The sequence below is a fragment of the Jongsikchunia kroppenstedtii DSM 45133 genome (assembly GCF_000380485.1).
GTDB lineage: Bacteria > Actinomycetota > Actinomycetes > Mycobacteriales > Mycobacteriaceae > Jongsikchunia > Jongsikchunia kroppenstedtii.
On record NZ_AQYG01000048.1, the window covers coordinates 161,056 to 187,492 of the forward strand.

Annotated in this window: 30 protein-coding genes; 18 read left to right on the forward strand and 12 right to left on the reverse strand. The window is 68.4% G+C overall.

Annotation, left to right across the window (positions count from 1 at the left end):
- Positions 1-3 precede the first annotated feature (3 nt).
- The 3 genes from G341_RS22035 (at position 4) to G341_RS0113355 (ending at position 2,293) form a co-directional block, all read left to right on the forward strand.
- Positions 4-408, forward strand: a complete 405-nt coding sequence (locus G341_RS22035) for a potassium channel family protein (protein ID WP_018179648.1) — start codon at positions 4-6, stop codon at positions 406-408.
- Between the two features lie 70 nt (positions 409-478).
- On the forward strand, positions 479-1,279 hold the full coding sequence (locus tag G341_RS0113350) for a siderophore-interacting protein (protein WP_026303640.1): 801 nt from the start codon (positions 479-481) through the stop codon (positions 1,277-1,279).
- A 72-nt stretch (positions 1,280-1,351) separates the two neighbouring features.
- On the forward strand, positions 1,352-2,293 hold the full coding sequence (locus tag G341_RS0113355; RefSeq protein ID WP_018179650.1) for a tyrosine recombinase XerC: 942 nt from the start codon (positions 1,352-1,354) through the stop codon (positions 2,291-2,293).
- Here the strand turns inward: G341_RS0113355 and dapA are convergent.
- A complete protein-coding gene (gene dapA / locus G341_RS22040; protein WP_018179651.1) occupies positions 2,241-3,176 on the reverse strand; it encodes a 4-hydroxy-tetrahydrodipicolinate synthase in 936 nt (311 codons plus the stop codon). The genes G341_RS0113355 and dapA overlap by 53 nt on opposite strands.
- A 70-nt stretch (positions 3,177-3,246) precedes the next feature.
- Between dapA and G341_RS0113365 the strand changes: the two genes are divergently transcribed.
- Entirely contained in the window at positions 3,247-4,158 is a 912-nt protein-coding gene (locus G341_RS0113365; RefSeq protein WP_018179652.1) for a LysR family transcriptional regulator, read from the forward strand.
- Here the strand turns inward: G341_RS0113365 and G341_RS0113370 are convergent.
- Positions 4,155-4,709 (reverse strand): M23 family metallopeptidase, encoded by a 555-nt coding sequence (locus tag G341_RS0113370; protein ID WP_018179653.1) that lies wholly within the window; start codon positions 4,707-4,709, stop codon positions 4,155-4,157. The two genes, G341_RS0113365 and G341_RS0113370, sit on opposite strands and share 4 nt — an antisense overlap.
- Before the next feature lie 272 nt (positions 4,710-4,981).
- Between G341_RS0113370 and rpsB the strand changes: the two genes are divergently transcribed.
- Both rpsB and tsf read left to right on the forward strand, forming a co-directional pair.
- Positions 4,982-5,803: a 30S ribosomal protein S2 gene (gene rpsB, locus G341_RS0113375; protein WP_018179654.1), complete on the forward strand. Its 822-nt coding sequence runs from the start codon at positions 4,982-4,984 to the stop codon at positions 5,801-5,803.
- A gap of 170 nt (positions 5,804-5,973) precedes the next feature.
- The gene (gene tsf / locus G341_RS0113380; protein ID WP_018179655.1) at positions 5,974-6,798 is read left to right on the forward strand and encodes a translation elongation factor Ts; all 825 of its coding nucleotides are present in this window, start codon (positions 5,974-5,976) and stop codon (positions 6,796-6,798) included.
- 101 nt (positions 6,799-6,899) lie between these two features.
- On the opposite strand, the gene G341_RS0113385 is transcribed toward tsf, so the two are convergent.
- Positions 6,900-7,853 carry an SMP-30/gluconolactonase/LRE family protein gene (locus tag G341_RS0113385; protein WP_018179656.1) on the reverse strand — a complete coding sequence of 318 codons (954 nt, stop codon included), beginning with the start codon at positions 7,851-7,853 and terminating at the stop codon, positions 6,900-6,902.
- A gap of 80 nt (positions 7,854-7,933) precedes the next feature.
- Between G341_RS0113385 and G341_RS22045 the strand changes: the two genes are divergently transcribed.
- Complete coding sequence (locus G341_RS22045; RefSeq protein ID WP_018179657.1) at positions 7,934-8,494, forward strand: TetR/AcrR family transcriptional regulator; 561 nt, start codon at positions 7,934-7,936, stop codon at positions 8,492-8,494.
- 9 nt (positions 8,495-8,503) lie between these two features.
- Here the strand turns inward: G341_RS22045 and G341_RS0113395 are convergent, their stop codons facing one another.
- Entirely contained in the window at positions 8,504-9,817 is a 1,314-nt protein-coding gene (locus G341_RS0113395; RefSeq protein ID WP_051092796.1) for a serine hydrolase domain-containing protein, read from the reverse strand.
- A 216-nt stretch (positions 9,818-10,033) separates the two neighbouring features.
- Here G341_RS0113395 and pyrH point away from each other — a divergent pair, with 216 nt between their 5' ends.
- Genes pyrH through G341_RS0113410 form a run of 3 tightly spaced genes read left to right on the forward strand, consistent with a single transcriptional unit; the run spans position 10,034 to position 12,192 of the window.
- Positions 10,034-10,720: a UMP kinase gene (gene pyrH, locus G341_RS0113400; protein ID WP_425402074.1), complete on the forward strand. Its 687-nt coding sequence runs from the start codon at positions 10,034-10,036 to the stop codon at positions 10,718-10,720.
- 33 nt (positions 10,721-10,753) lie between these two features.
- Positions 10,754-11,311 (forward strand): ribosome recycling factor, encoded by a 558-nt coding sequence (gene frr, locus G341_RS0113405; RefSeq protein WP_018179660.1) that lies wholly within the window; start codon positions 10,754-10,756, stop codon positions 11,309-11,311.
- Positions 11,308-12,192, forward strand: a complete 885-nt coding sequence (locus G341_RS0113410) for a phosphatidate cytidylyltransferase (protein ID WP_018179661.1) — start codon at positions 11,308-11,310, stop codon at positions 12,190-12,192. Before frr ends, G341_RS0113410 begins: the two co-directional genes overlap by 4 nt.
- On the opposite strand, the gene egtD is transcribed toward G341_RS0113410, so the two are convergent.
- The 5 genes from egtD to G341_RS0113435 all read right to left on the reverse strand — a co-directional run bounded on the left by egtD (position 12,173) and on the right by G341_RS0113435 (position 17,338).
- A complete protein-coding gene (egtD, locus tag G341_RS0113415; protein WP_018179662.1) occupies positions 12,173-13,165 on the reverse strand; it encodes an L-histidine N(alpha)-methyltransferase in 993 nt (330 codons plus the stop codon). The genes G341_RS0113410 and egtD overlap by 20 nt on opposite strands.
- Positions 13,162-13,920, reverse strand: coding sequence for an ergothioneine biosynthesis protein EgtC (gene egtC, locus G341_RS0113420; protein WP_018179663.1), 759 nt, complete (start codon positions 13,918-13,920; stop codon positions 13,162-13,164). Before egtC ends, egtD begins: the two co-directional genes overlap by 4 nt.
- Positions 13,921-13,925: 5 nt before the next feature.
- Entirely contained in the window at positions 13,926-15,242 is a 1,317-nt protein-coding gene (gene egtB / locus G341_RS0113425) for an ergothioneine biosynthesis protein EgtB (protein ID WP_018179664.1), read from the reverse strand.
- Positions 15,239-16,531 (reverse strand): glutamate-cysteine ligase family protein, encoded by a 1,293-nt coding sequence (locus G341_RS0113430; RefSeq protein WP_018179665.1) that lies wholly within the window; start codon positions 16,529-16,531, stop codon positions 15,239-15,241. The genes egtB and G341_RS0113430 overlap by 4 nt, the downstream gene beginning before the upstream one ends.
- 111 nt (positions 16,532-16,642) lie before the next feature.
- Positions 16,643-17,338: a TetR/AcrR family transcriptional regulator gene (locus tag G341_RS0113435; protein ID WP_018179666.1), complete on the reverse strand. Its 696-nt coding sequence runs from the start codon at positions 17,336-17,338 to the stop codon at positions 16,643-16,645.
- A 112-nt stretch (positions 17,339-17,450) separates the two neighbouring features.
- Between G341_RS0113435 and G341_RS0113440 the strand changes: the two genes are divergently transcribed.
- Complete coding sequence (locus G341_RS0113440) at positions 17,451-17,924, forward strand: nitroreductase/quinone reductase family protein (RefSeq protein WP_018179667.1); 474 nt, start codon at positions 17,451-17,453, stop codon at positions 17,922-17,924.
- 6 nt (positions 17,925-17,930) lie between these two features.
- Here the strand turns inward: G341_RS0113440 and G341_RS0113445 are convergent, their stop codons facing one another.
- On the reverse strand, positions 17,931-18,518 hold the full coding sequence (locus G341_RS0113445) for a TetR/AcrR family transcriptional regulator (RefSeq protein ID WP_018179668.1): 588 nt from the start codon (positions 18,516-18,518) through the stop codon (positions 17,931-17,933).
- A gap of 105 nt (positions 18,519-18,623) precedes the next feature.
- Between G341_RS0113445 and G341_RS0113450 the strand changes: the two genes are divergently transcribed.
- Genes G341_RS0113450 through G341_RS0113460 form a run of 3 tightly spaced genes read left to right on the forward strand, consistent with a single transcriptional unit; the run spans position 18,624 to position 21,430 of the window.
- On the forward strand, positions 18,624-19,619 hold the full coding sequence (locus G341_RS0113450) for a pyridoxamine 5'-phosphate oxidase family protein (RefSeq protein ID WP_018179669.1): 996 nt from the start codon (positions 18,624-18,626) through the stop codon (positions 19,617-19,619).
- Positions 19,616-20,008, forward strand: coding sequence for a nitroreductase/quinone reductase family protein (locus G341_RS0113455; RefSeq protein WP_018179670.1), 393 nt, complete (start codon positions 19,616-19,618; stop codon positions 20,006-20,008). The genes G341_RS0113450 and G341_RS0113455 overlap by 4 nt, the downstream gene beginning before the upstream one ends.
- Before the next feature lie 48 nt (positions 20,009-20,056).
- Entirely contained in the window at positions 20,057-21,430 is a 1,374-nt protein-coding gene (locus G341_RS0113460) for a DNA polymerase IV (RefSeq protein ID WP_018179671.1), read from the forward strand.
- A gap of 12 nt (positions 21,431-21,442) precedes the next feature.
- Here G341_RS0113460 and G341_RS0113465 read toward each other — a convergent pair whose 3' ends face one another.
- Positions 21,443-22,417, reverse strand: coding sequence for an asparaginase domain-containing protein (locus tag G341_RS0113465; RefSeq protein WP_018179672.1), 975 nt, complete (start codon positions 22,415-22,417; stop codon positions 21,443-21,445).
- 166 nt (positions 22,418-22,583) lie between these two features.
- On the opposite strand from G341_RS0113465, the gene G341_RS0113470 reads away from it, so the two are divergent.
- Positions 22,584-23,096: a WKL family lipoprotein gene (locus tag G341_RS0113470; protein WP_018179673.1), complete on the forward strand. Its 513-nt coding sequence runs from the start codon at positions 22,584-22,586 to the stop codon at positions 23,094-23,096.
- 21 nt (positions 23,097-23,117) lie between these two features.
- Here the strand turns inward: G341_RS0113470 and G341_RS0113475 are convergent, their stop codons facing one another.
- Positions 23,118-24,122 (reverse strand): hypothetical protein, encoded by a 1,005-nt coding sequence (locus G341_RS0113475; protein WP_245556991.1) that lies wholly within the window; start codon positions 24,120-24,122, stop codon positions 23,118-23,120.
- Between the two features lie 48 nt (positions 24,123-24,170).
- Here G341_RS0113475 and lspA point away from each other — a divergent pair, with 48 nt between their 5' ends.
- The 3 genes from lspA to G341_RS0113490 are packed head-to-tail and all read left to right on the forward strand — an operon-like array spanning position 24,171 to position 26,419.
- On the forward strand, positions 24,171-24,791 hold the full coding sequence (gene lspA, locus G341_RS22050; RefSeq protein ID WP_051092798.1) for a signal peptidase II: 621 nt from the start codon (positions 24,171-24,173) through the stop codon (positions 24,789-24,791).
- Complete coding sequence (locus G341_RS0113485) at positions 24,784-25,710, forward strand: RluA family pseudouridine synthase (RefSeq protein ID WP_018179677.1); 927 nt, start codon at positions 24,784-24,786, stop codon at positions 25,708-25,710. The genes lspA and G341_RS0113485 overlap by 8 nt, the downstream gene beginning before the upstream one ends.
- A complete protein-coding gene (locus G341_RS0113490; RefSeq protein WP_018179678.1) occupies positions 25,700-26,419 on the forward strand; it encodes a hypothetical protein in 720 nt (239 codons plus the stop codon). The genes G341_RS0113485 and G341_RS0113490 overlap by 11 nt, the downstream gene beginning before the upstream one ends.
- The last annotated feature ends 18 nt before the right edge of the window (positions 26,420-26,437 follow it).

Sequence of the window (26,437 nt, forward strand, 5' to 3'; positions counted from 1 at the left end):
TCAGTGTGCCGTCGCGACGATCAGGATTGGTGGGTCGTCGTCGTAGCGGTCGTCGGTCTGCTGCTTCTCCTGGGGCTGCTCGTGCGCATGGTCGTGCGGGGCGCGAACTTGTTTCGCCTCCTGAATCTCCTGATGACGGTGGTCGTCGCCTTCGCGTTGGGCTTCTATGCGGTGGCGGTCAACACGTCGGGACAATTCGTGGGAATCCGTACACGCGTCGACAGCTTCTACTTCGTTCTCACGACGATGACCACCACCGGGTACGGCGATATACACGCGACCGGCCAGCTCGCCCGGATACTGGTATCGCTGGCGTTCATCTTCGATGTGATCTTTCTAGGATTGCTGGGTGCCGAGCTGACCAACCGGGTTCGACGCCAGAGCGAGCGAACCAAGGCGCCGTCGTGAACGGCGCGGCAACGGCTGCGTGGACACGACGCCCAAGTAAGGGTCACCTTATTTTCGGTATGGTGGAGCGATGGCGAGAAAGCTGAACACAATGACGGTGCAGCGCAGCAAGCGGCTCACCGATCACATGGTCCGGGTGTTTCTGGGTGGTGCGGGTTTCGATGAACTCGAACTGACCGAGGACACCGATATGTACGTCAAGCTGGTCTTCGGAGATCCGGAGCCGGCCGACGGTCGACCCACACTGCGGACGTATACGATCCGGGCCGTCGACCGCGAAAAGAAGGAAATAGCACTGGATTTCGTGGTCCACGGCGATGCCGGGCTGGCCGGGCCCTGGGCGCGGTCGGTGCAACCCGGCGAGGAGGTGCGGTTCTTGGGGCCGGGCAGCGGTTATCGCCCCAACCCGGAGGTCGACTGGCATCTGCTGGCCTGCGACGAGGCAGGCCTACCCGCGGTCGCCGCGGCGCTGGCCGGTATGCCCGCGGACGCCAAGGGGACGGCCTTCATCGAGGTCGCGGGTCCGGCCGACGAACTGCCCCTCGACGCGCCCGCCGGCATCGACGTCACCTGGATCCACCGCGGAGTCGCATCGGACGAGCTGACCGACGACAACGCCGGCGACAACGCGCCGCTGGTCACGGCCGTTCGGGCCGCGGAGTGGCCCGCAGGCCGCCCGCAGGTCTTCATTCATGGCGAGGCCGCCGCGGTGATGCACAATCTGCGTCGCTATGTCCGCAAGGATCGGGGCGTCCCCGCCGCGGACGCGTCGATCTCCGGCTACTGGCGGCGCGGTCGCACCGAGGAGGGTTTCCGGGAGTGGAAGGCCGACCTCCGCGAGGCCGAAGCGGCTGCCGGAAGCGCCCTCTGACGTCGGCGATTCCGAAGACAACGATCGCGACTCGATCCGGTGTGGCGGCTTGGTCGTCCGCGGCCGGCGTGGATGACTGAGAGCATGCCGTCGTCCGCCGAATCGGAGTCGGTGCCGGTCATCGACCGGTACGCCGATTATCTGCGCCTGGAGCAGGGCCGCAGCCCGCACACCGTGCGGGCCTACACCGGCGACATCCGCAGCTTGATCACGTACGCGGGGGCCCGGGGGATCGCGGTGGCGGCGCTCGATCTGGCGACGCTGCGCGGTTGGCTGGCCGCACAATCGGCGCGCGGCGCCGCGCGGACCTCGATAGCGCGGCAGGTGTCGTCGGCGAAGTCATTCACCGGGTGGGCGACGCGCGAAGGAATCCTTGCGGTCGACGTCGGGGTCCGGCTGCAGGCGCCGAAGGCGCATCGCACGCTGCCTACCGTCCTCGACCAATCACAGGCCGCGAAGGCGTTGAGCCCCCGCAACCCGGCCCAGACGGATCGCGATCCGGACGACCCGGTCGCGATCCGTGATCGGCTGATCGTGGAACTGCTGTACGCCACGGGAATTCGTGTGGGGGAGTTGTGCGGCCTCGACATCGGCGATGTCGACTCCGGCCGAAACGTGGTGCGCGTCATCGGCAAGGGCGACAAGGAGCGCGTCGTGCCGTTCGGTGCGCCGGCCGCGGAGGCGATCACGCGGTGGCTGCGCGAGGGCCGTCCGGCACTGGCCACCGCGGCCAGCGGTCGGGCGTTGCTGCTCGGGGCGCGCGGCGGACGTCTCGACCAGCGGATGGCGCGCACCGTCGTGCACCGCACCCTGCAGGCCGACCCGAACCTGCCGGATCTGGCGCCGCACGGGTTACGCCACAGCGCCGCAACGCATCTGCTGGAAGGCGGGGCGGATCTTCGGGTGGTGCAGGAGCTGCTCGGTCACGCGTCGCTCGCCACCACCCAGCTGTACACCCACGTCAGCGTGGAGCGCCTACGGAAAGTGCATGAGCAGGCGCATCCGCGCGCGTGATCGCCGGATACCGCTCGATGACCGCGACGGCCGCGGCCACCGCACCGGCCGGCGGCGGTGTCAGCGGTAGTCGGACGGCCGGCGTGGCCAGCAATCCCTGTGCATGAACCACAGCCTTGATCATCGTCGGATTAGGCTGGCCCAGAAGCGCTTCCGCGACGTCGACCAGCGGCCCGCTCAGACGGCGGGCGGTGGCGAAGTCGTCGCGCCCGCAGGCCTGAGCCAGCTCGGTGTACGCCCGCGGGATCACGTTGGCGCATGCGGTGATTCCGCCACTCGCGCCCAGCGCAAGCATCGGCGTCAGCTGGGCATCCTCGCCGCCGAGGACGGCGAAATCGTCGGGGACAGTCGACAATAGCCGCACGGTGTCGTCGTCCACACTGCCGACCGATTGTTTGACGCCGACGATGCGCGGGTGACCGGCCAGCTCCAGCAGCGCCGGCGCATGCAGGCGAACGCCGGTGCGGTGCGGGACGTTGTAGACGAGCACGGGGATGGGCGACCGGTCGGCGACATGCAGGAAGTGCGCGACCACGCCCGACTCGGTCGGGCGGCTGTAGTACGGAACCACGACCAGCGCGGCGTCGGCTCCGAGGTCGCGCACATGGTCGACGGACCGCACCGTCGCGACAGTGTCGTTCGACCCGGCGCCGACGATCAACGGGGTGCCGGTGGCGCGGCAGACCGACACGCAGGCGGTGGCGACGGCGTCGCGTTCGTCCGGCGTGAGCGTGCTGGACTCGCCGGTCGTGCCGAGGGCGACGAGGCCGGCGGCGCCCGCATCGATCGCGCGGTGGGCGAGTGCCTCCAGGGCCCGCAGATCGATGCGCTCGTCGTCGGCGAAGGGCGTGATCAGCGGGACGAAGATGCCGTTGAGGTCCATTCGTCCAGCGTGACGGCCCGCTATCAACAGGTCCAGCGACGAAAAATTCATATGACCGTAAGATCTACTTATGCTCGATCCACGTCGACTGCTGCTCCTGCGCGATCTCGCGCGCTTGGGAACCATCGCCGCGGTCGCCGAGGTGCACGCCTACACGGCGTCGGCGGTGTCTCAGCAGCTCGCGACCCTGGAACGGGAGGCCGGCTGCGCGCTGCTGCAGCGGACCGGTCGGCGCGTCGAACTGACCGATGCGGGGCGGGCGCTCGTCGGTGAGTCCGACACCGTGCTGGCGGCTTTGGAATCGGCGGCGGCCGCGGCGGTGGCCGCGGACGGGACGGTGGGCGGCCGGGTGGCTATCGGCGCGTTTCCGTCGGCCGTACGGCCGGTCGTGCTGCCCGCGATGCTGGCGATCGACGCTGCGGCGGCGCATGTCGACCTGGAGGTCGCGGAGGTCGACCCGGCCGACGCCCCGGAAGCGTTGCTGCGCAACCGATTGGACCTCGCGCTGGTCCACGACTACGACAACGTGCCGATCGAGTACGACCGCGGCATCGAGACGGCACGGTTGCTTGACGAAGAGGTGTACATCGCATCGAAAGGAGCCGTCCCGCAGACGGATTCGGGGGAGTGCGACATCGCAGCACTCGCTGAGCAGCGCTGGATCGCCGGCAGCGCCGGGACGCTCTGTCACACGATGCTGGTGCGGATGTGTCGGCACCACGGCTTCGAGCCGCGCATCGCTCATCGGATCGACGACTTCGCCGCGGTGTTGCGGCTTGTTGCCGCCGGCGCTGGGGTAGCGGTCGTACCCCAACTCGGGGCGGTGGATCGACCCGATTCGCTGACACTGACGCCGACCGGGATCCATCGGCGCACCCGACTGGCCTATGCCGCGGGCCGCGCCCGTCGGCCCGCGCTGGCGATGGTGATCGACGCGGTGCAGCAGGCGGCGGCCGGCATCGCCCGCCCGGTGCCCGGTTAGGGCGCGTCGCCGGGCTGCAGCGGCTTCAATCGCAACCGCAGCGCGCCGACCAGCGACAGGGGATTCACATAGGCCGCGGTCCGACCGGCACCGCGCCGTGCGCCCCAGTGCAGGCAGACGGCGGCACAGCCCGGGTGGCCGGGCTCGACCGTGCCGATCGGCGCCCCGCGGCTCACAGCCTGTCCGGCGCGAACACTCGCGCGTACCGGTTCATAAGTGGTCAGCAGACCGCTGGCATGCCGGATGGACACCGTCGGCTTGCCGGCCACCACCCCGGCGAACTGCACGACACCCGATCCGGCCGCCAGGACCGGCTGTCCCGCGGTCGCCGCGAGGTCCAGGCCGCGATGGCCGGGCTGCCAACGCTGCTTCGGCGGGCTGAAACCCTTGGTGACCTGCGGCTTGGGCCACAGCGGCCAGCCGTACCGGCCGCGTGTCGGCTCGTCGGCGCCGGTGGTCGGGGATGGTGCGGCTGGGGCCGCCGACGCCGGTCCGGTCGCGACGACAGCGATCACCAGGGTGGCGACGAGAAGCCGGGATGCCAGGTGCATACGGATTGGACGCACGAACGCGGCGCTCGGCTCCGTCGGCGGCCGGTCTATGGATTTCGTCTGCCGGCAACCTGGCCGTATACTCGTCTGCGCACGTCACCGGGATCTGATTTCGGGGCGTGACTTCGCGTGTCTGCGCCCGGCCGGTGTTTCACCGCACCGCCGGACCACTCGAGATGGGCGGTCCCGTTCGCGGGTTCCATCTCCAGGCAGTCACCAGGGCCGGCGTCACCCGACGACCGGCGTCAACTGCACACAAAGGAATGGCTGACATGGCAGTAGTGACCATGAAGCAGCTGCTGGACGCTGGAGCCCACTTCGGGCACCAGACCCGGCGCTGGAACCCGAAGATGAAGCGATTCATCTTCACCGACCGCAACGGCATCTACATCATCGATCTGCAGCAGACGCTGACCTACATCGATCGTGCCTACGAGTTCGTCAAGGAGACCGTCGCCCACGGCGGCACCATCCTCTTCGTCGGCACCAAGAAGCAGGCGCAGGAGTCGATCGCAGCCGAGGCCACCCGCGTCGGAATGCCGTATGTCAACCAGCGCTGGCTGGGTGGCATGCTCACCAACTTCCAGACCGTTCACAAGCGCCTGCAGCGTCTCAAGGAACTCGAGACGATGGAGCAGACCGGTGGTTTCGAGGGCCGCACCAAGAAGGAAATCTTGATGCTGACCCGCGAGATGAACAAGCTGGACCGCACCCTCGGCGGTATCCGCGATATGGCCAAGGTGCCGTCGGCCGTGTGGGTCGTCGACACCAACAAGGAGCACATCGCGGTCGGTGAGGCGCGCAAGCTGAACATCCCGGTCATCGCGATCCTGGACACCAACTGCGATCCGGACCTCGTCGACTACCCGATCCCGGGCAACGACGACGCCATCCGCAGCGCCGCCCTGCTGACCCGCGTGGTCGCCTCGGCCGTCGCCGAGGGCGTGCAGGCACGGGCCGGCCAGTCGGCCGACCCGGAGGCCAAGCCGGAGATCGGCGCAGACGAGCCGCTCGCCGAGTGGGAGCAGGAGCAGCTCGCCGGCGCGATCGTCTCCGCCGACGGCGAGAAGACCGAGGCCCCGGCAGCCGAGTAAGACCGGCGTCGAGCTTTCGATTACATGCAGCTGCGGCCGGAGTGCGAGCGATGAACATCGCTTGAACTCCGGCCGTAGCTCGCGTGAAAGCACGTTGAAAATCGTTGTACTGCAAGCGGTTCGCCTGCGAGGCTGACTGCTGGATAACACAGAATGAGGAGGTTCGCGCAATGGCGAACTACACCGCCGCCGACGTCAAGCGGCTTCGTGAGCTCACCGGCTCCGGAATGATGGACTGCAAGAAGGCGCTCGAGGAGTCGGCCGGCGACTTCGACAAGGCCGTCGAGATCCTGCGCATCAAGGGCGCCAAGGACGTGGGCAAGCGCGCCGAGCGTTCGACCGCCGAGGGCCTGGTCGCCGCCCGTGACGGCGTGATGATCGAGATCAACTCGGAGACCGACTTCGTCGCCAAGAACGCCGAGTTCCAGGCGCTGGCCGACCAGATCGTCGACGCCGCCGTGGCCGCCAAGACCTCGGATGTCGAGGAGCTCAAGGCCGCGAAGCTGGGCGACGGCACCGTTGCCGAGGCCGTCGCCGCGCTATCGGCGAAGATCGGCGAGAAGCTGGAGCTGCGTCGCGTCGTGTCCTACGACGGCAACGTCGCGGTCTACCTGCACAAGAAGGCGTCGGACCTGCCGCCGTCGGTGGGTGTGCTGGTGCAGTTCAACGGCGACGGCGACACCGCCGCCGAGGCTGCCCGCGGCGCCGCGATGCAGGTCGCCGCACTCAAGGCGAAGTACGTCTCGCGCGAGGATGTCCCGGCCGACGTCGTCGAGTCCGAGCGCAACATCGCCGAGCAGACCGCGAAGGAAGAGGGCAAGCCCGAGGCCGCGCTGCCGAAGATCGTCGAGGGTCGCGTCAACGGCTTCTACAAGGATGTCGTGCTGATCGACCAGCCGTCGGTGCAGGACAACAAGAAGTCCGTCGGCGCACTGCTGAAGGACGCGGGCGCCGAGGTGACCGCGTTCAGCCGCTTCGAGGTCGGCCAGGCCTAGCAGGCACCCAACACGAAATCCGCGCCACTTGTGGAGATCCGCGCCGGCTGTAACCGGCGCGAATCCACGAAAGTGGCGCGGATTTCGCGTTTCCGGGCCGATTAGCGCAGTGTCAGCTTCAGGACGTCGCCGGTCTCGCTGTCGGCGATCAGTACGTCCGGGTCGCGAGGGGACACCGCGACCGATGTCAGCGGTACGCCGACGCTCGTCGAACACCGCTGCGTCCCATCGAGATTGACCGTGATCAGTTGGCCGAGAGTGGAGGCGATGGCCACTCGTGACGGACTCAGGGCAGCGATGTCATCGATGACGCCGGGCAACGGAGCGGCAGCGTCCGCCGCGACGGTGGTGGCTGCGGGGTCGGTGATCGGGACGCGCAGCAGACGGCCGCTGAGGCTCTCGGTCATCGTCACGTAGACGGCGCCGCCGATGATCGCGATCCCGTTCATTCCGGTGCCGTTGATCGTTGCGGACGGCGCGAGGTTCTTGGGGGCATGTGCTGACCAGGCTTGGTCGATCAGCCCATGGCGATCGACGCGCACCACCCCAAGATTGCTGTCGGCCACATACGCGTTGCCTGCAGAATCCAGGGCCAGGCCGTTCGGCATGCCCAATCCGGTGGCGAAAATCTGCGGATGCGGTTGCCGCGCAGCAGGATCGAATCGCAGGATGCGCCCCGTGCGGGGCAGTCCGGGGATAATGTTGAGTGTGGTATCGCCGGAATTGACATACATCTGATGGTTCGGCCCCATTCGAATCGCACCCGGGGATTCGACGGCCACCGTGCCGGTTGGTCGTCCGGAGGGGTCGTATCGGTCGACTCGGTTCTGCAGGGAGCGCGTGACCCATAGATCGCCGCGGTCGTCATAACCCACGTTCTCGGCCCAGGAGACTCCGGGAATCGGTGCGGCGACGAATCGGCTGACGCTTGCCGCCGGGCAGTGGCCCGAGGATTCTGGCTGCGCGATGGCCGACGGCGCTGCCGCGATGACCGCAGTGGCCGCCGCGGCGACCGTTGCAATGATCGAGACCAGGCGGATGGATTGGCCGGACAAAGTACCTCCCAGGTATATTTAAGCGACATGACGTAGCGTAATTGATCGGCGGGCTGATGGGAACAACGAAACGACGGTCGGTGGGTCGCCCCGTCGATCCGGGCCTGAGCGCTCGCATCGACGAGGTCACCCTGCGGATGCTCGACGAGTCGGGCTATCACGGGCTGACGATCAGCGGTGTCGCGGCGGCGGCGGGTGTGCCGCGGTCGACCTTGTACCGCCGGGGGAAGACCAAGGCGGCACTGGTGGTGTCGGCGATTTCCGAGCTGGTGCCGCCCCTCCGTGACCCCGTCTCCGATGATCCACTACGGGACTTGTCGGATCTGGTGGTCGACTTCGTCGAGGCGTTCGTCGGCAGCGGGCACGCGGCAGTGGTGATGGAATTGCATGCCCGCGCGTATGGGGATCCGGAGCTCGCTGAGCTGGTGCGACGCTACTTGGTGCCGCGCGGCGAGACAGTCGACGCGGTGCTCGCCCGCGCGGCCGCCGCCGGCCTCCTGGATCGGCGCGTCACCCCGGATATGGTGCGCGACTTGCTCCTCGGGCCGCTGCTCTACCGCTGGCTGGTACCCAAGGAAATCTTCGACCGCGGCACTGCGATGGCGATGACGGAAGCGGTCTTGCGCGGTATTAGAGCCTGAACAGCGTGATCACCGCAGGGGGACCACCGCGGCGATGCGATTCATCAGGACGTTGTAGCCGTTCGCGTTCGCATGCGGTCCGGGTTTGCCGCTGGTGATCAGGCCGCCGGCGAGTCCGCGCCGCGGATCGGCCCAGCCGGCGACGTCGATCAGGCCCATGTGCCCGAACGATCCTGCGGTGTCCCGGCCGAACGGGCCGGATCGCTTGCCGCCCAGCATGAATCCCGAGCCCCAGCGCATGGGACGCAGGCCGACCGAGATGTCCGGGCGGGTCAGCGTGGTGGGTATCAGTGCGCGTTCCAGCGTCTGCGGCTGCAGGACCTGCACGCCGTCCATCTCGCCGCCACGCCGGAGTATCTCGTAGAACTTCGAGAGCTCCTGTGCAGTCGACACGCCGCTGCTGGACGGCACCACCGCGGTCAGGAAGCGCGGGTCGTTCGTCATCGCGATCACCTTGCCGAGCCCGCCGCCGATCGCCTTGCGGAACATCGTCAGGAACGGCTCGGGGACCTCGCGGGCGGTGTGATGGCTGAGGGCCACCAGCGGCACTTCGTCCGGCAGCACGCCGAAGTTGTTCCAGCGGAACCCCAGCGGGGTGAGCACCTCGTCGGCCAGGATGTCGCGGATGCTGCGGCCGGTCGCGGCCTGCACGATCTCGCGCACCAGGAAGCCGAACGTCAGCGCGTGATAGACCGAGATGAGCCCGGGGCGATACTGCGGCTTCTGTGCGCATAGTTGCGCTACCGCGAAGTCGGAGTCGCTGACATGGTCCAGATCCGTTGCGCTGCCGGTGTATCGACCATCCGCGTCGGTGCCGCCCATCATCAGCGGCACGCCGGCCCGGTGACCCAGCACGTGCGCGATCGTGGTGCGGTCCTTGCCGTGGCTGGTGTAACCCGGCAGGTAGTCGCAGACGTGGGCGTCGAGGGCGAGGTCACCGCGTTCGATCAGCCGGTGCATGACGACGCTGGCGAACCCCTTGGCCGCCGAGTAGACGCAGTACGGGGTGTCCGGGGTGACGACGACCTTCTCGACGTCAGGATCGCCGCCGATCGCGTCCTGGAAGGGAGCGGGCTTCGGCGCATTGCCGATGCTGTGGCCGATGGAGCGATTGAGGATGATCTCGCCGTCGACGCGCAGGCACAGCTGCATCGCCGGATTCACGCCGACCCGGTACCAGTCGCGGACCGCCTGCCAGATCCATTCGACGTTGATGTCGCTGGGCGCCTCGTCGCCGATCGTCGTGACTGCGTCGAGGTCTGCGGGCACCGCTATCCGCAGATCGACGGGCTGGGCGGGCGCGCTGGATGTTGTGGCCGACACAGTTGCGAACAGTACCGGCCGCGCTGCGTGCCGAATGTTGGGCCGGTACCGGGGCCGCCACATAGGATGAACCCGATAATTTCTTACTTGCATAAAAGATGCCAGAAAGCGCCAAGCCCCGAACAGTGAGGATGCAAGCCCAGGATGACGAACGCCGTACGCCCCAACGAACCGAACCGCGTCGAGGCCGTCGCGCGCGGCGCGTATTCGCGGGTGATGCTCAAGCTGGGCGGTGAGATGTTCGGCGGAGGCAAGGTCGGGCTCGATCCGGACGTGCTGTCCACGGTCGCCGATCAGATCGCCGAGGTCGCGCGGTCGGGGGTGCAGGTGGCGGTGGTCATCGGCGGCGGCAATTTCTTCCGCGGCGCCGAACTGCAGCAGCGCGGCCTGGAGCGGGCCCGCTCGGATTACATGGGCATGCTCGGCACGGTGATGAATTGCCTTGCTCTGCAGGACTTTCTGGAGAAGCGGGAGATTCCGACCCGCGTGCAGACCGCGATTACGATGGGTCAGGTCGCCGAGCCGTATCTGCCGCTGCGGGCCCAGCGGCATCTGGAGAAGGGGCGCGTGGTCATCTTCGGCGCCGGCATGGGTATGCCGTATTTCTCCACCGACACGACCGCCGCGCAGCGGGCGCTGGAGATCAAGGCCGAGGTCGTGCTGATGGCGAAGGCGGTCGACGGGGTCTACAGCGACGATCCGCGCACCAACCCGGAGGCCGAGCTGTTCACCTCGATCACCCACCAAGAGGTGCTCGAGCGGGGCCTGAAGGTCGCCGATGCCACCGCATTCAGCCTGTGCATGGACAACAACATGCCGATGCTGGTTTTCAACCTCTTGCAGGAGGGCAATATCGCTCGCGCCGTGGCGGGTGAGAAGATCGGAACGCTTGTTGCGTCCTGAACCCGGACCTGCGCACACAGAAAGGGACATCCCGTGATCGATGAGGCGCTGCTCGATGCCGAAGAGAAGATGGAGAAGGCGGTAAGCGTCGCCCGCGACGATATGGGTTCGGTCCGCACCGGTCGGGCCAATCCGGCGATGTTCAACAGGATCGCGATCGATTACTACGGCTCGATGACCCCGATCACCCAGGTCTCGTCGATCACCGCGCCCGAGGCGCGCATGCTCATCATCAAGCCGTACGAGCCGTCGTCGTTGGATCCGATCATCACCGCGATCCGCAACTCCGACCTCGGCGTCAACCCGACCGATGACGGCAACGTCATCCGTGTGACCATCCCGCAGCTCACCGAGGACCGCCGGAAGGAACTGGTCAAGCAGGTGAAGTCGAAGGGCGAGGACGCCAAGGTCGCGATCCGCAACGTGCGCCGCAAGGCCGTCGACGAGCTCAAGCGCATCCAGAAGGACGGCGAGGCGGGCGAGGACGAGGTGACGCGCGCCGAGAAGGAGCTCGACAAGACCACATCCGGCTATGTCGCCCAGGTCGACGATCTGGTGAAGCACAAAGAGAGCGAACTGCTCGAGGTATGAGCGCCGACGACGGAGCCGCCGCCGGGTCGCCGGACACTGACGCCGCACCGGCCGAGAAGAAGTCCCGAGCCGGGCGGAATCTGCCTGCCGCGCTCGCCGTCGGCTGCAGCCTGGGCGGCGCCCTCATCGTCATCCTGATCTTCGCGCCGAAGGTGATGGTCGGCGTGATCGCCGTGGCGATCGCGATCGCCTCGTGGGAGGTGACCAAGCGGCTCCGGCAGGCGGGCATCGAGGTCGCGATCGTGCCGGTGCTGGTCGGTGGCCAGGCGATGGTCTGGTCGGCCTGGCCCTGGCATGTCACCGGGCTACTGGTCTCGTTCGTCGCCACCGTTCTGGTCTGCATGATCTGGAAGTTGTTGGCGCAGGGGCTGAATGCCGCGCCGGTCAACTATCTGCGCGACCTCGCGATCACCGTGCTCGTGCTGGCCTGGCTGCCGCTGCTGATCTCGTTCGGTGTGCTGATGGTCAATCAAGATCAGGGCGCCGATCGGGTATTCACCTTGATCATCGTGGTCGTGTGCTCGGATGTCGGCGGGTATGTCGCCGGCGTGCTGTTCGGCCGCCATCCGATGGCGCCGGCGATCAGCCCCAAGAAGTCCTGGGAAGGCATGGTCGGCTCCCTGCTCTTCGGCACCGTCGGCGCCATCCTGTGCGTCACCTTCCTGCTTGATACCCACCCGTGGATCGGCGCGGTGCTCGGCCCGGTGCTTGTCGTCTGCGCGACGCTGGGCGATCTCGTCGAGTCGCAGGTCAAGCGCGACATGGGAATCAAGGACATGGGCAGTCTGCTGCCCGGCCACGGCGGCATCATGGATCGCCTCGATTCGCTGCTTCCGTCCGCATTCGTGGTGTGGGCCATCCTCACAGCCGCTTTGAGCTGAGGAAGATCGCGAACCGGTCGGCCGGATCGGTCCACAGCTGCTGCACCGGCAGGCCCACCGCGGCCAGTTCGGCCGACAGCGTGTCCGGCCGGAACTTGGCGGATATCTCGGTGAGGATCTCCTCGTCGGCCGCGACGTCCACCGCCAGGTCGGCGCCGGGGATGTGTACTCGCGCATCGTGGGTGGCCCGCAGGCGCATCTCGATCCATTCGTCGTCGGCGTTCCAGACCGCCACGTGCCGATAGCTGTCCACGTCGAAATCGGCGCCGAGTTCACGGTTCACGACCGTCAGCACGTTGCGGTTGAACGCGGCGGTGACACCGGAGGCGTCGTCGTAGGCGCGTTGCATGGCGGTCTCGTCGGCGACCAGCCCGGCGCCGAGTAGGAAATGCTCGCCGGGTTCCAATGCCGCGGACACGTTGGTCAGGAAGCGCTTTCGGGCCGTCGGCTCGAGATTGCCGATGGTGCCCCCGAGGAACGCGACCGTCCGCGGGCCCGGACCGGGTAGCGGCGCGAGCGTGCCGGTGAAGTCGGCGACGATGCCGTCGACCCGCAGGCCGGGGTATTCGGCGCGTAGCCGCCCGACCGCGCCGCGCAGTGCGGACGGGGACACATCGAGCGGCGCGTAGTGCTGCAGACCGCTGCCGTCGTCGCGGTGCGTCGACATCGCGTCGATCAGCCGTCGCGTCTTGTCCGACGATCCGGAGCCGAGTTCGATCAGCGTCGCGGTGCCGGTGAGCGCCGCGATGTCGTCGGCGTGTTCGACGATCAGCTGTCGCTCGGTCCGCGTGGGGTAGTACTCGTCGAGCTCGGTGATCGCATCGAACAGATCGCTGCCGTGGGCGTCGTAGAACCACTTGGGCGGCAGCGACTTCGGCGACCCGGTGAGTCCGGCCCGGACGTCGGCGCGCAGCGCCTGCGCCCGGTTGTCGGTCGGGATCCGGATATCGAGATCGACGGGGGTGGTTGTCATCGAGTGTCCTTCGGTTGCATGTTCAGTTCGCTGAGCGGCCAGGTGTCGACGTGGCCAGGTCGGGCGTGGATCAGGCTGCGGTCCGGAACGGGGGCCCACGATTCGTCCACGTCGGTCGGTTCGGAGGCAACCCACACGGCGTCCTCGGTCGCCCGGGTCCAGAGACTGTGATGCACCGCGGTCGCCCAGATCTCGTGGCCGTCGCAGAGCAGCAGGTTCAGCCGCGGGTCGTCGGTGGTCAGCAGATCATTGACAACCGATGCCAGCGCCGACTGCGGTCCGGCGGCCAGCCGATGCCGGAGGAGGATCCAGAGCGCCCCGGCGTCGATGACGGCCGGCATCGTCAGCACCTCGATCATCGGGACTGACTGCAGCAGTGGGGCGAACGCGTTGCGCCAGCCGATGATTCGGCCGTTGAAGCTGAAGCCCCAGCGATCGTCGCCGAATGGCGCGCAGGCCGCTCGATGCACCGAATCGGGGTCGGTGGCTGAGCGGACGGCCCCGATGGCGGCCATTGATTCGATGCCCGCGAGGACGTCATCGATCGCCGGGTCGCTCCAGATCGGCACCGCGTTGCGATAGGTATGCCGAGCCCCGTCGGCCCACCAGCTGACTCCGAACCCGTCGACGTTGATGGTGCCGCCGTCGCGCATGTCCTGGGGTGCCCACGACTGCCGGGACAGCGAATGCGTTCCGTCGGTGAGGATGTCGGCCACCGGGCGCGGCGGCCCGACGTAGGCGAGATGACGACACATAGCGGTCAGAGGTCCCGGGCCAACCGGAATCCGGAGAAGATCTGCCGGCGGATCGGGTAGTCCCAGTTGCGGAAGGTGCTGCGGGCGACCACCGGATCGGTCGCGAAGGAACCGCCGCGAAGCACTTTGTAGTCGGAGCCGAAGAACACCAGTGAGTATTCGTCGTACGGATAGGCGCGGAACCCGCTGTAGGGCACGAAATCTGACGAGGTCCACTCCCAGACATCACCAATCAGCTGATGCACGCCCAGTGGTGAGGCGCCGCCCGGATAGGCTCCGATCGGTGCCGGGGCGAGGTGTCGCTGGCCGAGATTGGCGCGCGTCGCGTCCGGTTCGTCGTGGCCCCACGGGTATGCGCGGCTGGTGTTGCTGCCGGGGTCGAAGCGGGCGGCCTTCTCCCACTCGATCTCGGTGGGCAGCCGCTTGCCGCGCCAGCGCGCGTACGCCTGCGCCTCGTAGTAGCAGACGTGTACGACCGGCTGGGCGGGATCGATCGGCACGACGCGGCCGAATTCGGTTCGGTACCAACCGGATGCGTCCTGCTCCCAGAACTGCGGCGCGGTCAGCCCGGCCTTCGTGTGGTGCCGCCAGCCCTCGGCCGACCACAGCTCTTCGCGGCCGTAGCCGTCATCGGCGATGAACTCGAGGTACTCGCCGTTGGTGGTGGGGTAGCGGTCGATCGCGTAGGTGCCGGTGGAGGCGCGGTGGGCCTGCCGCTCGTTGTCGAGCGCCCACGGATGGGTGCTGGTGCCCATCTCGAATTCGCCGGCGGGCACGATCACCTCGTCCGCTACCACCGGCGCGGCCGCGGGTGGCGGCGCTGACGACAGCACCGGCGGGCCGCTGCGCAATTGGTGGGTGGCGAGCATGGTTTCGCAGTGCTGCTGCTCGTGCTGGGCGATCATCGCGAAGACGAAGCCGCGCTCGATCAGCGGATCACCCTGCAGCACCGCCTGATCCAGCACGTCGAGCGCCTTGGTGCGAACCTGCTGGACGTACTGGCGGGATTGGGCGGGATCCAGCAGCGGCAGCGTCGGGCGGCTCCGGCGCGGGTGCTGGAACGCGTCGTACAGGCTGTCGATGTCGCTGCGCACCGGCTCGCGCCCGCCGACGTCCCGGACCAGCCAGAGCTCCTCCTGGTTGCCGATATGCGCCAGATCCCAGACGAGCGGACTCATCAGCGGCGAGTGCTGTGCCGCCAGGTCGGCGTCGTCGACCGACTCCGTCAGCAGCGCGGTGCGGGCGCGGGCGGCGGTCAGCTCCTGAGCGAGCCGGGCGCGGAGGTTCTCGTTGGAGAGTTCGGCGGTATCGGTGACGGTCATCGGGCGGCGGCTCCTTCGCGGACGGTGTCTTGCGCGTGTGGGCGTTCGCCGCGGGCGATACGGCCGGCATCACGGCCCAGGATCGCGCGCAGCGTGCAGTCGTCGGTCAGGCCGGTCGCGAGCTCGGTCAAGGATGCTGCGGCCGAACGTAATTGCGGATCGTCGAGTCCGTCGACAGCGGCCTCGACCCAGCCTCCTGACGTCGCGCGGGCGATCTCGGACGCCTCGGCAACGGCCTGGGGCGTAGCGGCCAGGGCGGCCAGGACGGCGGTCGGGACGAGCCACCCGCCGGGGGGCTGCGCATCGAGGTAGCGGACCTCCAGGTGTCCCTGCGGCCGGACGGCCCCGAAGACCGTGGTGGCGTGGTAGCGGAGGTCGGCATAGGTGGGCGCTCGATCGAGATCGCCGCAGTTCCCGTCGATCCAGTCGCCGAAGGTGATGTCCGGGGCGGACCAGTCATCGTCGCCGCGCCGCACGCACAGCAGCGGCGTTGCGAGAACTCGTCGGGGGTAGTCGGTTCGGGGTGACCGGGCATCAGTGCCGAGGCCGGGAGCTCCGAACGTGGGAACATCGCGGACCGGGTCGAGGCCGTGCCACGCGCGCATCCGAGCCGACGCGCTCACCGGGCCGGACCGGTCCTCGTCGCCCGCGCGGCCGCGCGAGTTGGCGAACGCGGCGCAGAGCGCGGGGCCGACATCGTGCAGCATCTGCCACCGGTCGGCGATCTCCGCGTCGTCGCGCCCGGCATCCAGGCAGACCTGTATCGCGGCCGTATTGCACATCATCCAGCGGCCGAGCGGACCGATGGCGTTGTACCGCGCACGCATCGCCCGGTAGCGGGGAACGGTGAGCACCTGGTCGGCGCGGCGCTTGTCGTCCGCGCGCGAATGGAGATGGAGCCGGCCGCGCAACAGTTCCCGCAGGGCGACCGTGTCGCGATCGATGCGGTTGCGCAGTTCAGAAACGGATTCGACTGGCTGCGAAGATAATTCGAGTTGCCCGCCGGGCTCGACGGAGACCAGGCTCCCATCGGGAAGGGGGAGATGCGGCGAGTCGGGGGAGACGCTGACAGGAGCGTGCGGCCCGAGCAATCGGGCCAGCGTCGGCACGCTGGGGCGGGATCCGTCGGGGGTCGTGGTGATCCATTCGACCTCGACGCCCACCAGCGCGGGCGGACCGACCTTGAAGCAGATCTTCGCGAGGAATGCCTCGGCGGCCGGGCGGCTGGAGACCGGCTGATCGGGGTCGGGCAGGGGCGTGTTGGCCGTGACCAGGTGTGCGTCGCCCATGCCGGAGATCCCGTCGGTGTCGGTTGTCGTGCCGCTTGAGAGCGACGCTACCCGCCGGGTCTGACAGGCGCGGGTTCTCGCGACATCGCCGCAGTTAGCGGACACAGATCGTCATGGCAGCACAGGGCCGAGCAGTTGTTCCATGAGCAGTTCGAACAGCAGATCGGGCCGGTCGAAGGTGTCGGTGCCGTACTGGCCGAAGACCTCCAGGTTCACTGCGCCGACGAGACCGCTCCACAGTCCCACCGCGCGGGCGAACAGCCAGTCCGGAAGCGCGACGGCGAACTCGTCGCGGATGGCCGCGAATGCCGGCGCGAGTTCCGGGGCCGACCATTCGGGAGGCGGGTCCGCGGTGACGCCCGCGGCGTGCGCGGCCGCCAGCTCGCCGAGGAGCAGGGCGACGACGGCGGTGCCGGGGGCGACGGTCTGCTCGGCCGGGGCGCGATAGCCGGGCACCGGGCTGCCGTATAGCAGCGCGTACCGAGCCGGCTCGGCGACGGCCCAGGAACGAAAGGCCTTGCACGCGAGCATCAATCGCTGTCGATGGGAATCCGGGTCGATGTCGTCTAGGGCCGCGTGGACGGTGTCGGCGAGTTCTTGGTAGCTGTCGATGAGCAGCAGGGTGAGGAGATCGTCGCGGGTGGCGACATAGCGATAGACGGCCGACGACACCATGTTCATATCGCGCGCGATGGCCCGCAGGGACAGACCGGCGGCGCCGTCGCGGGCGAGGTGTTCGCGACCGAGCTCGACGATGCGTCTTTCGATCTCGGCGCGGCTCTGGGCGCGGGATTTCTTCTCGGGCATGCCGCCACTATTTCATAAATGAGAGCACTGCTCTTGCATTTGTCGCGCGGGCGGTGCAGACTCAACAACAAGCGAGAGCGGTGCTCTCGAAAACTCCATCGAAGGGAACACTATGAACGCCGGATCTGCATCGACCTACTACAAGGCCCCGACGGGGCGGTTCGAACGCGGAATGAACGCCTCGATCACCTGGCTGGCCCGCCATGGCATCTCGCTGTACGGCAGCTCGGAGCTGATCGTGACCGGCCGCAAGAGCGGGACGCCCCAGCGTATTGCGGTGAACCCGCTGAATATCGAGGGCGAACGCTTCCTGATCGCGCCGCGCGGCACGACGCAGTGGGTCCGCAATCTGCGCGCCGCCGGCGGTGCCGCCGAGCTGCGCGTCGGGCGCCGGACCGAAGCTTTCACCGCGCAGGAACTCGCCGCCGACGATCCGGCCACGATCGAGGTGCTGCGCGAATACGTCCGGCGGTGGGGCTGGGAGGTCAAGGCGATGCTGCCGGAGCCGATCGATGCCGAATCGGATGACGCGACGATGGCCCGCGTGGCCGCGCAGCTCCCGATGTTTCGCATCGTTGCAGGGTGAGCTCGACTATGGCGACTGGCGCGGCGTGATCAAGGCGAGGAGGGCGCCGGTGAGGCTGTCGGCGAACCTGCTGTCGACAGGCCCCGCGTCGGCGAGTAGTCGGTACCACAGCGTGCCGAAGAAGATCTCGACAGCGAGCGCCAGATCGGCGTCTTGCCGGATCGCGCCGCGGCGGCGGGCGCGGTCCAGCAATTCGTAGAGGATGTTGCGCCGATGCGCGAGGAACTCGGTGCGAAACGACATGGCGAAGTCGGGGTTGCGCTGGGCCTCCGACATCAGCGCGGTCAGCAACCTGCCGCTGCGTTGCGCGCCATCGACGCTGCGTCGAATGAATTCACGCAGGTCGGCGTCGAAGTCGCCACTGTCCGGTAGTGGCGCGGCGCGGCTTGCGCCCTCATTGATTGCTTCGAGGACGATGGCGGCCGGCGACGGCCACCAGCGGTACACGGTCTGCTTCGAAACCCCGGCGCGGCGGGCGATCTCCTCCATGGTGGCGGCGCCATATCCGCGCTCGTTCACGAGAGACAGGGTCGCCTTGATGATGGACCGGCGCGCAGTGCTGCTGCGGGGCCGTCCGGGAGGCCGCGGCGACATGCAGACAATATTACAAGACGATCCGTATGATAATGTTTCTAGACGTACTGTCCTTTATTAATCTGCATTTCAAAGCCTATTCGGCGAGCATTGGAGGATTGTCATATGGACGCGGCAACCGCGGAGCTGTCGGAACTCGAGAGCGTGCTCGCCGGTGATCTCGGCGTGATTCTCGCCCAGGTCACACCACTCAAGGGAGTGGTGCTGACGCCGGTCAACAACTTCGGATGGGACCCTGCCACCCGCACCGCGACGTTCACGAGCGATCTGGCGGCATTCAAGAAGCTTCAGCGACTCCAGCGAAATCCCAAGCTGTCGCTGGTCTTTCATGCCCGGGAGCATGGCACCGGCAGCGGCAACCAGTACGTCGTGGTTCAGGGCGACGCCGAGTTCTCCTGGGAGACGGACCGCGACGCGCTGGCGGCGTTGTTCACCGGCTGGTGGGAGCGCTCCAACGGCGATGGTCGGCGAAGCGCGACGTTGACGCCCGAGGATCTGGGCGGCTTCTTCTGGGACTGGTGGTTGGCGCCGTTCTTCTGGGACCGGGTGATCGTGCGTGTCCGGGCTCAGCGCATCATCGCGTTCCCGGACCTCGATTGTCGCGGCGCGCCGACCGTCATCGGTCGTGAGTGGGACGCCCAGCCTGCCGAATCCCAGAAGCCTCCCGCCAAGGGGACCGGCCCGCGCGTCAGCGGCGCACGTGCCGCCAGAATGTTCAACGCGCAGCCGCACAGACTTCTCGGTTGGGTGGGCACGGACGGCTATCCGGTGGTGGCACCGGCCACCGTGACCGGCACCGGCAAAGATGGCCGCCTCGCCTTGTCTGTACCCGAACAGCTGGCGCCCACAGGACAACGGCGTGCTGGGCTCACCGGACACTGGTTCGCCGAAGGCACTATCGGACAACGGCAAATCGTCATGACCGGTTGGCTCAGCCGCGAAAGCAGTGGTGACCTCCTCTATGCGCCGCATACCAGGCTCAGCTATCGCATGCCTCCGTCGCGGTGGATGTGGCGGACCGTTGGCGGTCTCGTTGTCCGGGTGGGGATTTGGCGGGCCGGACGCTCGGGGGTGCCCGTCGAGGCGGGTGCGTCGGCATGACGCGCTGGGAACGTGTGGTCCTGGCTGTCCAGCGTCACGTGGCCAATCCGATCGCGCGCCGCATCGCGCGACACTTACCTGGCGAGGCGGTCTTGGAAACCATCGGCCGCAAGTCCGGCCTACCCAGAGCAACGCCGATCGGGGGTCGGCTCGACGGTTCGACGTTCTGGCTCGTCACCGAGTTCGGCCGGCGAGCGCAGTACGTACGCAATATCGAGGCAGACGGTCGGGTGCGTCTGCAGGTGGCCGGCGCCTGGCGGTCTGGGACGGCGTCGATTCTCGACGACGATGACGCCAGGGCCCGCCTCAAGCAATTGCCGTGGCTGAACAGCCTGCTTGTCCGTCTCGTGGGCACCGAACTCCTGACCGTCCGGGTCGACCTCGACTAGACGACGACTGCGCGGGGTGGCCGGCTGCAGTCGACCTAGGATCGGCGTGTGAGCAGCCCATCGTCGTCGCGTGCCCGGTGGGTGCTGCACATCGACATGGATGCGTTCTTCGCCTCGGTGGAACAGCTCACCCGTCCGACGCTGCGCGGACGGCCGGTGCTCGTCGGTGGTGCCGGAGGTCGCGGCGTGGTGGCGGGGGCCAGCTACGAGGCGCGGGTTTTCGGCGCCCGGTCGGCGATGCCGATGCATCAGGCTCGCCGGCTGGTCGGCGCCACCGCCGTGGTGCTGCCGCCGCGCGGCGCGGTCTACCGGGAGGTCAGCGGCAAGGTGTTCGCCGCCGTCCGCGAGCTGGTGCCGGTCATCGAAACGCTGTCGTTCGACGAGGCCTTCGCGGAACCCGACGAGCTGACCGGGGCCGATCGGACGACCGCGGTCGAATTCGCGGAGCGACTCCGAGCCGCTGTGCGCGAGGCGACCGGGCTGGCGGCCTCGGTCGGCGTGGGCAGCGGAAAGCAGATCGCGAAGATCGCCTCCGGCCTCGCCAAGCCGGACGGGGTAGTGGCGATCGAGCAGGGGAGCGAGCTGGCGTTCCTGCACCCGCTGCCGGTGCGCAAGCTGTGGGGAATCGGCCCGGTCGCGGGAGATCGGTTGCAGCGCTTGGGAATCGACACGATCGGCGACCTCGCACGGATGTCGCGGGCCGAAGTGGAATCGGTGCTCGGCACCACCATCGGCCCGGCGCTGCATCTGCTCGCGCAAGGGTACGACGATCGGCCGGTCGCCGAACGCGCCGAGGCGAAGCAGATCAGTGCGGAGTCGACCTTCGCCACCGACCTGGTCGAGCTGGGGCAGTTGCGGCGTGCGGTGGAGTCGGCCGGTACGCATGCGCACCGGCGGTTGCTGGAAGATGGGCGTGGCGCGAAAACCGTTGTGGTGAAGATGAAGAAGGCTGACATGTCGATCCTGACCCGGTCGGCGACCCTGTCGGCCGCGACGACCGAGTTGCCGACACTGTTGGCCGCCGCAGGGCGGCTGGTACTCGATCCACTGGAGATCGGCCCGGTGCGATTGGTCGGCGTCAGCTATTCGGGTTTATCCGCGGTGCAACAGTTTTCGATGTTCCCGGAGCTGGACGGCCCCGACGCCGACAATCTTGACCCGGTTGCCTCCGGCGATGCCGCACCGCCCGACGACGGCCCGGCGGTGCCCGAGCGGGTGCAGATCCCGGGCGACACCGTCGGCTGGCGGACGGGCGCCGACGTCGTGCATCCGGTGCACGGCCACGGGTGGGTGCAGGGCAGCGGTCACGGTGTCGTGACGGTCCGTTTCGAAACCCGCAGCAGCGGGCCGGGTTTCAGCAAGAACCTGGATGCTGCGGACCCGGATCTGACCGCCGCCGACCCGCTGCGCAGCCTGGACTGAGCCGGGCCGGATTCACGGCTCCGGGACGGTGCGGCGGAAGAAGTCGGCGATCGCGGCCGTGTCGGCGCCCGCCGCGAGCAGCGCCATGAGGGCGATCCGGGCTTGTGGGGGCCGCAGCCAGGTCGAGATGATCGCGCCGGCGGCGACCAGGTCGACCGCCCCGCCGCCTCCGCCGTAGACCGCCTCGACGGGCCCGAACGGCACCCGCGTGGACACGACGACCACCACTCCGTCGGCGGTCAATCGGCCGACCGCGCCGACGATGTAGGGATGCGTGTTGCCGGAACCGTTCGCCTGCAACACGATCGCTCGCGCCCCCTGCGTCGCATGCCAGTCGAGCATCGCGGAGTCGGCACCCGGATGCAGCGCGATGATGTCCACGCGGTGCGCGGCGATATCCGCCGGTGCGACCGGAATCCTGGCGAGCGGCCGGAGCGGACCGGTGAATGCCGCGGCCGCGGTGGTGTCGGCCTTGATGATTCCGCGCACCGGCATCACCGACCCGGCGAAAGCCAGCAGGACACCACGGCCGCGGGCCGCCGGATCGGCCGCGGTGGCGATCGCCAATCCCAGATTCGCCGGCCCATCAGCATCCGGGTGGTCGTTGCTGCGCTGAGCGCCGGTGATGACGACAGGCCGCGGATCGGTGTGGCTCAGGTCGATGAGCATCGCGGTCTCTTCGAGGGTGTCGGTGCCGTGGAGGATCACCACGCCGCCGACCGCGGGGTCGACGAGGGCGTCGGCGACGGCGCGGCGCACCGCGTCCTGGTCGGCCGGGGTGAGCGCGGCGCTGTCGGCGGCCGCCAGATCCCGGACGCGGATCGGCACATCGGGAGCCCCGGCGGCCTGCCCGGCGAGATCTCCGCCCGACACCACGGGCTGGGCGCCGGCCGCACCCGACCGCGCCGCGATCGTGCCGCCCGTCGCGAGCAGGACGATGGTTGGGACGCCGGGATCGTGGATGCCGGTACGGTCGGGCGTGGTCACCGGCCCACTGTGACCCGCCGGCCGGTGCGCGTCAAAGACCTAAGCCCAAAACCGCAGCAAGTGGTGACGAAGTGGGCCTTGCTCGGCTGCGTTTGGCATAGTGGGGCGAGCCCAAAACGCCCGCCTGGACATTCCGGGCCGGGATTCACGACGATGAGGAATCACCTTGAAGCGAGTACTGACCGCCGGACTAGCCCTGATCGCCGCCGCCTCGATTGGGGCCTGCAGCGATAACAGCGGACCGTCGCAGACGTCGACGACCACCAGCGCGAGCAGCAGCGCCTCGGCCGATCCGATGACCAATCCCAACACGCCACCGCCGGCCTCCGCTCTGGATGCGATGCTCAAGCAGGCGCTCGACCCGAGCATCCCGTCGACGCAGAAGACCAAGCTGGTTCAGGGCTCGCAGGCCGATCCGACCATCTTCGACAAGCTGGTCCAGGGGTTCCAGAAGAACCCGGGCATCACCTGGAAGTTCACCGGCATCCCGCTGCGTGACGCCTCGAACCCGGACACTGCCAAGGTCAACGTCCAGGTCACGCTGCCGAACAACCCGCCGCAGACCGTTCCCGCGCAGATCGTCTTCGACCAGGGCCGCTGGAAGCTGTCGTCGAACACGGTCTGCACCCTGTCCGACGGACTGGGCGTCAAGACCAAGATGTGCCCGGCAACCAGCTGATATCGCTTCGGCGGATGAGTTTCACTGCCAGCTGTCGGTGAAACTCATCTGCTGGATCAGCGGGTTGGTGGGGTCGTCCCCGGACAACGTGCGGCCGCCCGAGATGGTCAGATTTCCGGTCACCGGCAGGCCCCGACCGAGGTCGAGCACCACCGAACCGGTGCCGGCCATCGTGTAGGTGTCGATCGTCAGCGTCTGGGTGCTGCCCGGGATGGCGAACACCGAATTGAGCGGCGATTCGTCGATCGAAAAATCAATAGTCAGCCGATCACCGTCACGAGCACGCAGCGTGGCGGTGATCGTCTGTTTGACCTGGGTTCCGGAATCGACAGTCCGCTCGGTACGCCACTGCGCGCCGATCCCCAGCGGCACATCGGTCGGCACGGTGACCGACCGCTGCAGGCTGCCGACCAGCGACGACTCGATCGCTTGGCGCGCCGCGTCGTTCGCCGATTTCGCCGGCAGGATCCGCAGGGAGATCGGGGCGAGGCCGGGACCCATCGCCATCCCGGCCTGCGAATCCTTCGTCGCCTTCAGGGCCGAATTCAAGTCGGCGTCCGGGGAGGTCGCTGCGCCGATCGTCATCTCGACGTCGGTCGCGTCGACGCAGTGGGCGCGGGCGGTCAGGGGCATGGTCACCGAGGTCGTATTCGACTGCGGCCCGGCCGGTCCCGCCGAGCTGTTCAGCGCCGACGTCGCGGTGAGCGTCACCTGCTGCGGTGCGGCCCGATCGGGTCGGTACGCGATCGAGGACTTCGGGTCGGCACCCGGATTGAGCACCGTCACCTGCGCCGGCGGCACGGGCAGCAGCGCCGAGCCCTGTACGCCGCTGGTCGAGTCGGTCGTGCAACCGGACACCGGAGCCGCCGACTTGTGATCCGAGCCGCAGGCCGCGGTGACAAGCAGGACGGCGACCAGAACGACCGGGACGAGCACGACCGGAACACCCTCGCTCGCGATCGTGGTGCGGGCGCGGCGGCGAGCGCGACGCGGATGCTGGGGACGTGGATCGCGGGAGGCAGGCACGGGCCCACCCTAGATGGCGACCATTTCGCGACCGTGGACAATAGACGCGTGACGAGCCCGACGGACCTGCCTGTACCTGATGAGGGTCCGGGGCCCGACGACGATCCTCGGCCCGCCGACCGCGCGGCTATCCCGCGGAACCGCAAGATCCTGCTGATCCTGATCGGCGTCGCGCTGTTCGCGTGGGTGGCCGACATCGTCAGCAAGGTGATCGTGGTCGCGAATCTCACCGAGGGCGACCCGGTGCAGATCATCGGTGACACCGTCACCCTGAAGCTGGTCCGCAACAGCGGCGCCGCCTTCTCGATGGGGACCGGCTACACCTGGGTCCTGACGCTGGTCGCGCTGGCGGTGGTGATCGGCATCATCAAGTTCAGCCGGCGGCTGCGGTCGATCTGGTGGGCAATCGGGCTCGGGCTGGTGCTCGGCGGCGCGCTGGGCAATCTGACGGACCGTATGGTCCGGGCCCCGGGGCCGCTGCGCGGGCATGTCGTCGACTTCATCTCGGTCGGCTGGTGGCCGGTGTTCAACCTCGCCGACTCGGCCGTGGTGTGCGGTGCCGTCGGCCTGGTCGTGTTGACGCTCTTCGGTTTCGAGATGGACGGCACCCGGCTGCGGGACGAGCCGGACGGCGACGCCGACTCCCGCCCGGAGGATTCCGATGCGTGAGTCGCGATCGATGCCGGTGCCGGACGGCCTGGACAGCATGCGCGTCGACGCGGGTGTCGCGCGCCTCCTCGGACTGTCGCGGACGGTGGCGGCGGGCCTCGCCGATGCCGGCGAGGTCAGCCTGGACGGCTCGGCCGTCACGAAATCGCAGCGCCTGACCGCGGGCAGCTGGCTGGAAGTGCTGCTGCCGGAACCGGAACGGCCGCTGGAGATCGACCCGGAACCGGTCCCGGGGATGGCGGTGCTGTACTCCGACGAGGACATCGTCGTCGTCGACAAGCCGGTCGGCGTCGCGGCGCACCCGTCGGTCGGCTGGAGCGGGCCCACGGTGATCGGCGGTCTCGCGGCCGCCGGTTTCCGGATCTCCACCTCGGGCGCGCATGAGCGCCAGGGGATCGTCCACCGCCTGGACGTCGGTACCTCGGGCGTCATGGTGGTCGCGACCTCCGAACGCGCCTACACCCTGCTCAAGCGGGCCTTCAAGCAGCGCACCGTGGACAAGCGCTATCACGCTCTGGTGCAAGGACATCCGGATCCGCCGGTGGGCACCATCGATGCGCCGATCGGCCGTCATCGCGGCAATGACTGGAAATTCGCGGTCGTCGCCGGCGGCAAGCCGAGCATCACCCACTACGACACGATCGAGATGTTCGCGGCCGCAAGCCTGTTGGACGTGCACCTGGAGACCGGCCGGACCCACCAGATCCGCGTGCATTTCTCGGCGCTGCATCACCCGTGCTGCGGCGACCCGACGTACGGCGGCGACCCGGTGCTGGCCCGCAAGCTCGGTCTGGAACGGCAGTGGCTGCATGCCCGCGCGTTGTCGTTCGCGCATCCCGCCGACGGCCGTCAGGTCGAGTTCACCAGTCCGTACCCGGACGATCTGCAGCACGCATTGGACGTCCTGCGTGGCGAGTGAGCCCGACGAGCAAGAGCGCCAACCGATTCCGTCGTGGCGGACCCCCGCGATCGTGATAGTCGTGATCGTGGCGTTGGTCGGGGCGCTCTGGTTGATCGGGAATGCCAACCCGCAGCGCCGCGCGCCCGTCTCGGACGATGCGGTGGGGCCGACGTCGGGTGAGCCGGTCGACCACTATCTGGCCCGGGCGCGCGCATCGTTGGATCGGGCGACCGGGTCGCGCTGGGCGCTGGTGTCGTTGACCCGGCCGGTCACCGCCGAACAGGCCTGGACGTTCGTCGCCGGTCCCGCGGCCGACCGGGACGTGCTCCTGTCGCAGGCGGCGCTGCACGTGTCCATCCCCAACGTCCAGACCCCGACCACGATGGTGCCGGTGTCCTCCGCGGCGGCGCTGAACGCGGCACCCGCGGCGGCGTCGTGGAAGATCGCGGCGGACGCCGGCGCCCCGTCGGATCCGCCGACTCGCGACGACCAGGTGGCCGCCGTCGTGGCGGCCCGGCTGAGCCACGGCGGCGACTGCGTCATCGGGCTGGTGGTGCGGGCGGACGCGTCGATATTGCGGCGTTATGCGGCCGAGCCGGGCGTGCGGGCGGTCGAGGCCCTGCCCGCCGATGCCCGCGGCGGTCGGTTCGCCGTCGTGCCGCTGCTGCCCGAACAGACGACCGTAGTCCAGCCGCTCGCCGACACCGGGCCGGTGCCGCCCGCTTGACCAGGCGATAGCGGGCAG

Coding starts and splice junctions, on each gene's coding strand:
- G341_RS0113430 (WP_018179665.1), bottom strand. CDS start 16,531: ATGGGCGACGCACACCTGGTCACGGCCAACACGCCCCTGCCCGACCCC.
- egtC (WP_018179663.1), bottom strand. CDS start 13,920: ATGTGTCGTCATCTCGCCTACGTCGGGCCGCCGCGCCCGGTGGCCGAC.
- G341_RS0113365 (WP_018179652.1), top strand. CDS start 3,247: ATGCTCGATCCACGTCGACTGCTGCTCCTGCGCGATCTCGCGCGCTTG.
- egtD (WP_018179662.1), bottom strand. CDS start 13,165: ATGACAACCACCCCCGTCGATCTCGATATCCGGATCCCGACCGACAAC.
- egtB (WP_018179664.1), bottom strand. CDS start 15,242: ATGACCGTCACCGATACCGCCGAACTCTCCAACGAGAACCTCCGCGCC.
- rpsB (WP_018179654.1), top strand. CDS start 4,982: ATGGCAGTAGTGACCATGAAGCAGCTGCTGGACGCTGGAGCCCACTTC.
- G341_RS0113370 (WP_018179653.1), bottom strand. CDS start 4,709: ATGCACCTGGCATCCCGGCTTCTCGTCGCCACCCTGGTGATCGCTGTC.
- G341_RS0113440 (WP_018179667.1), top strand. CDS start 17,451: ATGAACGCCGGATCTGCATCGACCTACTACAAGGCCCCGACGGGGCGG.
- dapA (WP_018179651.1), bottom strand. CDS start 3,176: ATGGACCTCAACGGCATCTTCGTCCCGCTGATCACGCCCTTCGCCGAC.
- G341_RS0113445 (WP_018179668.1), bottom strand. CDS start 18,518: ATGTCGCCGCGGCCTCCCGGACGGCCCCGCAGCAGCACTGCGCGCCGG.
- G341_RS0113410 (WP_018179661.1), top strand. CDS start 11,308: ATGAGCGCCGACGACGGAGCCGCCGCCGGGTCGCCGGACACTGACGCC.
- G341_RS0113485 (WP_018179677.1), top strand. CDS start 24,784: ATGCGTGAGTCGCGATCGATGCCGGTGCCGGACGGCCTGGACAGCATG.
- pyrH (WP_425402074.1), top strand. CDS start 10,034: ATGCTCAAGCTGGGCGGTGAGATGTTCGGCGGAGGCAAGGTCGGGCTC.
- G341_RS0113350 (WP_026303640.1), top strand. CDS start 479: ATGGCGAGAAAGCTGAACACAATGACGGTGCAGCGCAGCAAGCGGCTC.
- G341_RS0113355 (WP_018179650.1), top strand. CDS start 1,352: ATGACTGAGAGCATGCCGTCGTCCGCCGAATCGGAGTCGGTGCCGGTC.
- G341_RS0113450 (WP_018179669.1), top strand. CDS start 18,624: ATGGACGCGGCAACCGCGGAGCTGTCGGAACTCGAGAGCGTGCTCGCC.
- G341_RS0113435 (WP_018179666.1), bottom strand. CDS start 17,338: ATGCCCGAGAAGAAATCCCGCGCCCAGAGCCGCGCCGAGATCGAAAGA.
- tsf (WP_018179655.1), top strand. CDS start 5,974: ATGGCGAACTACACCGCCGCCGACGTCAAGCGGCTTCGTGAGCTCACC.
- G341_RS0113455 (WP_018179670.1), top strand. CDS start 19,616: ATGACGCGCTGGGAACGTGTGGTCCTGGCTGTCCAGCGTCACGTGGCC.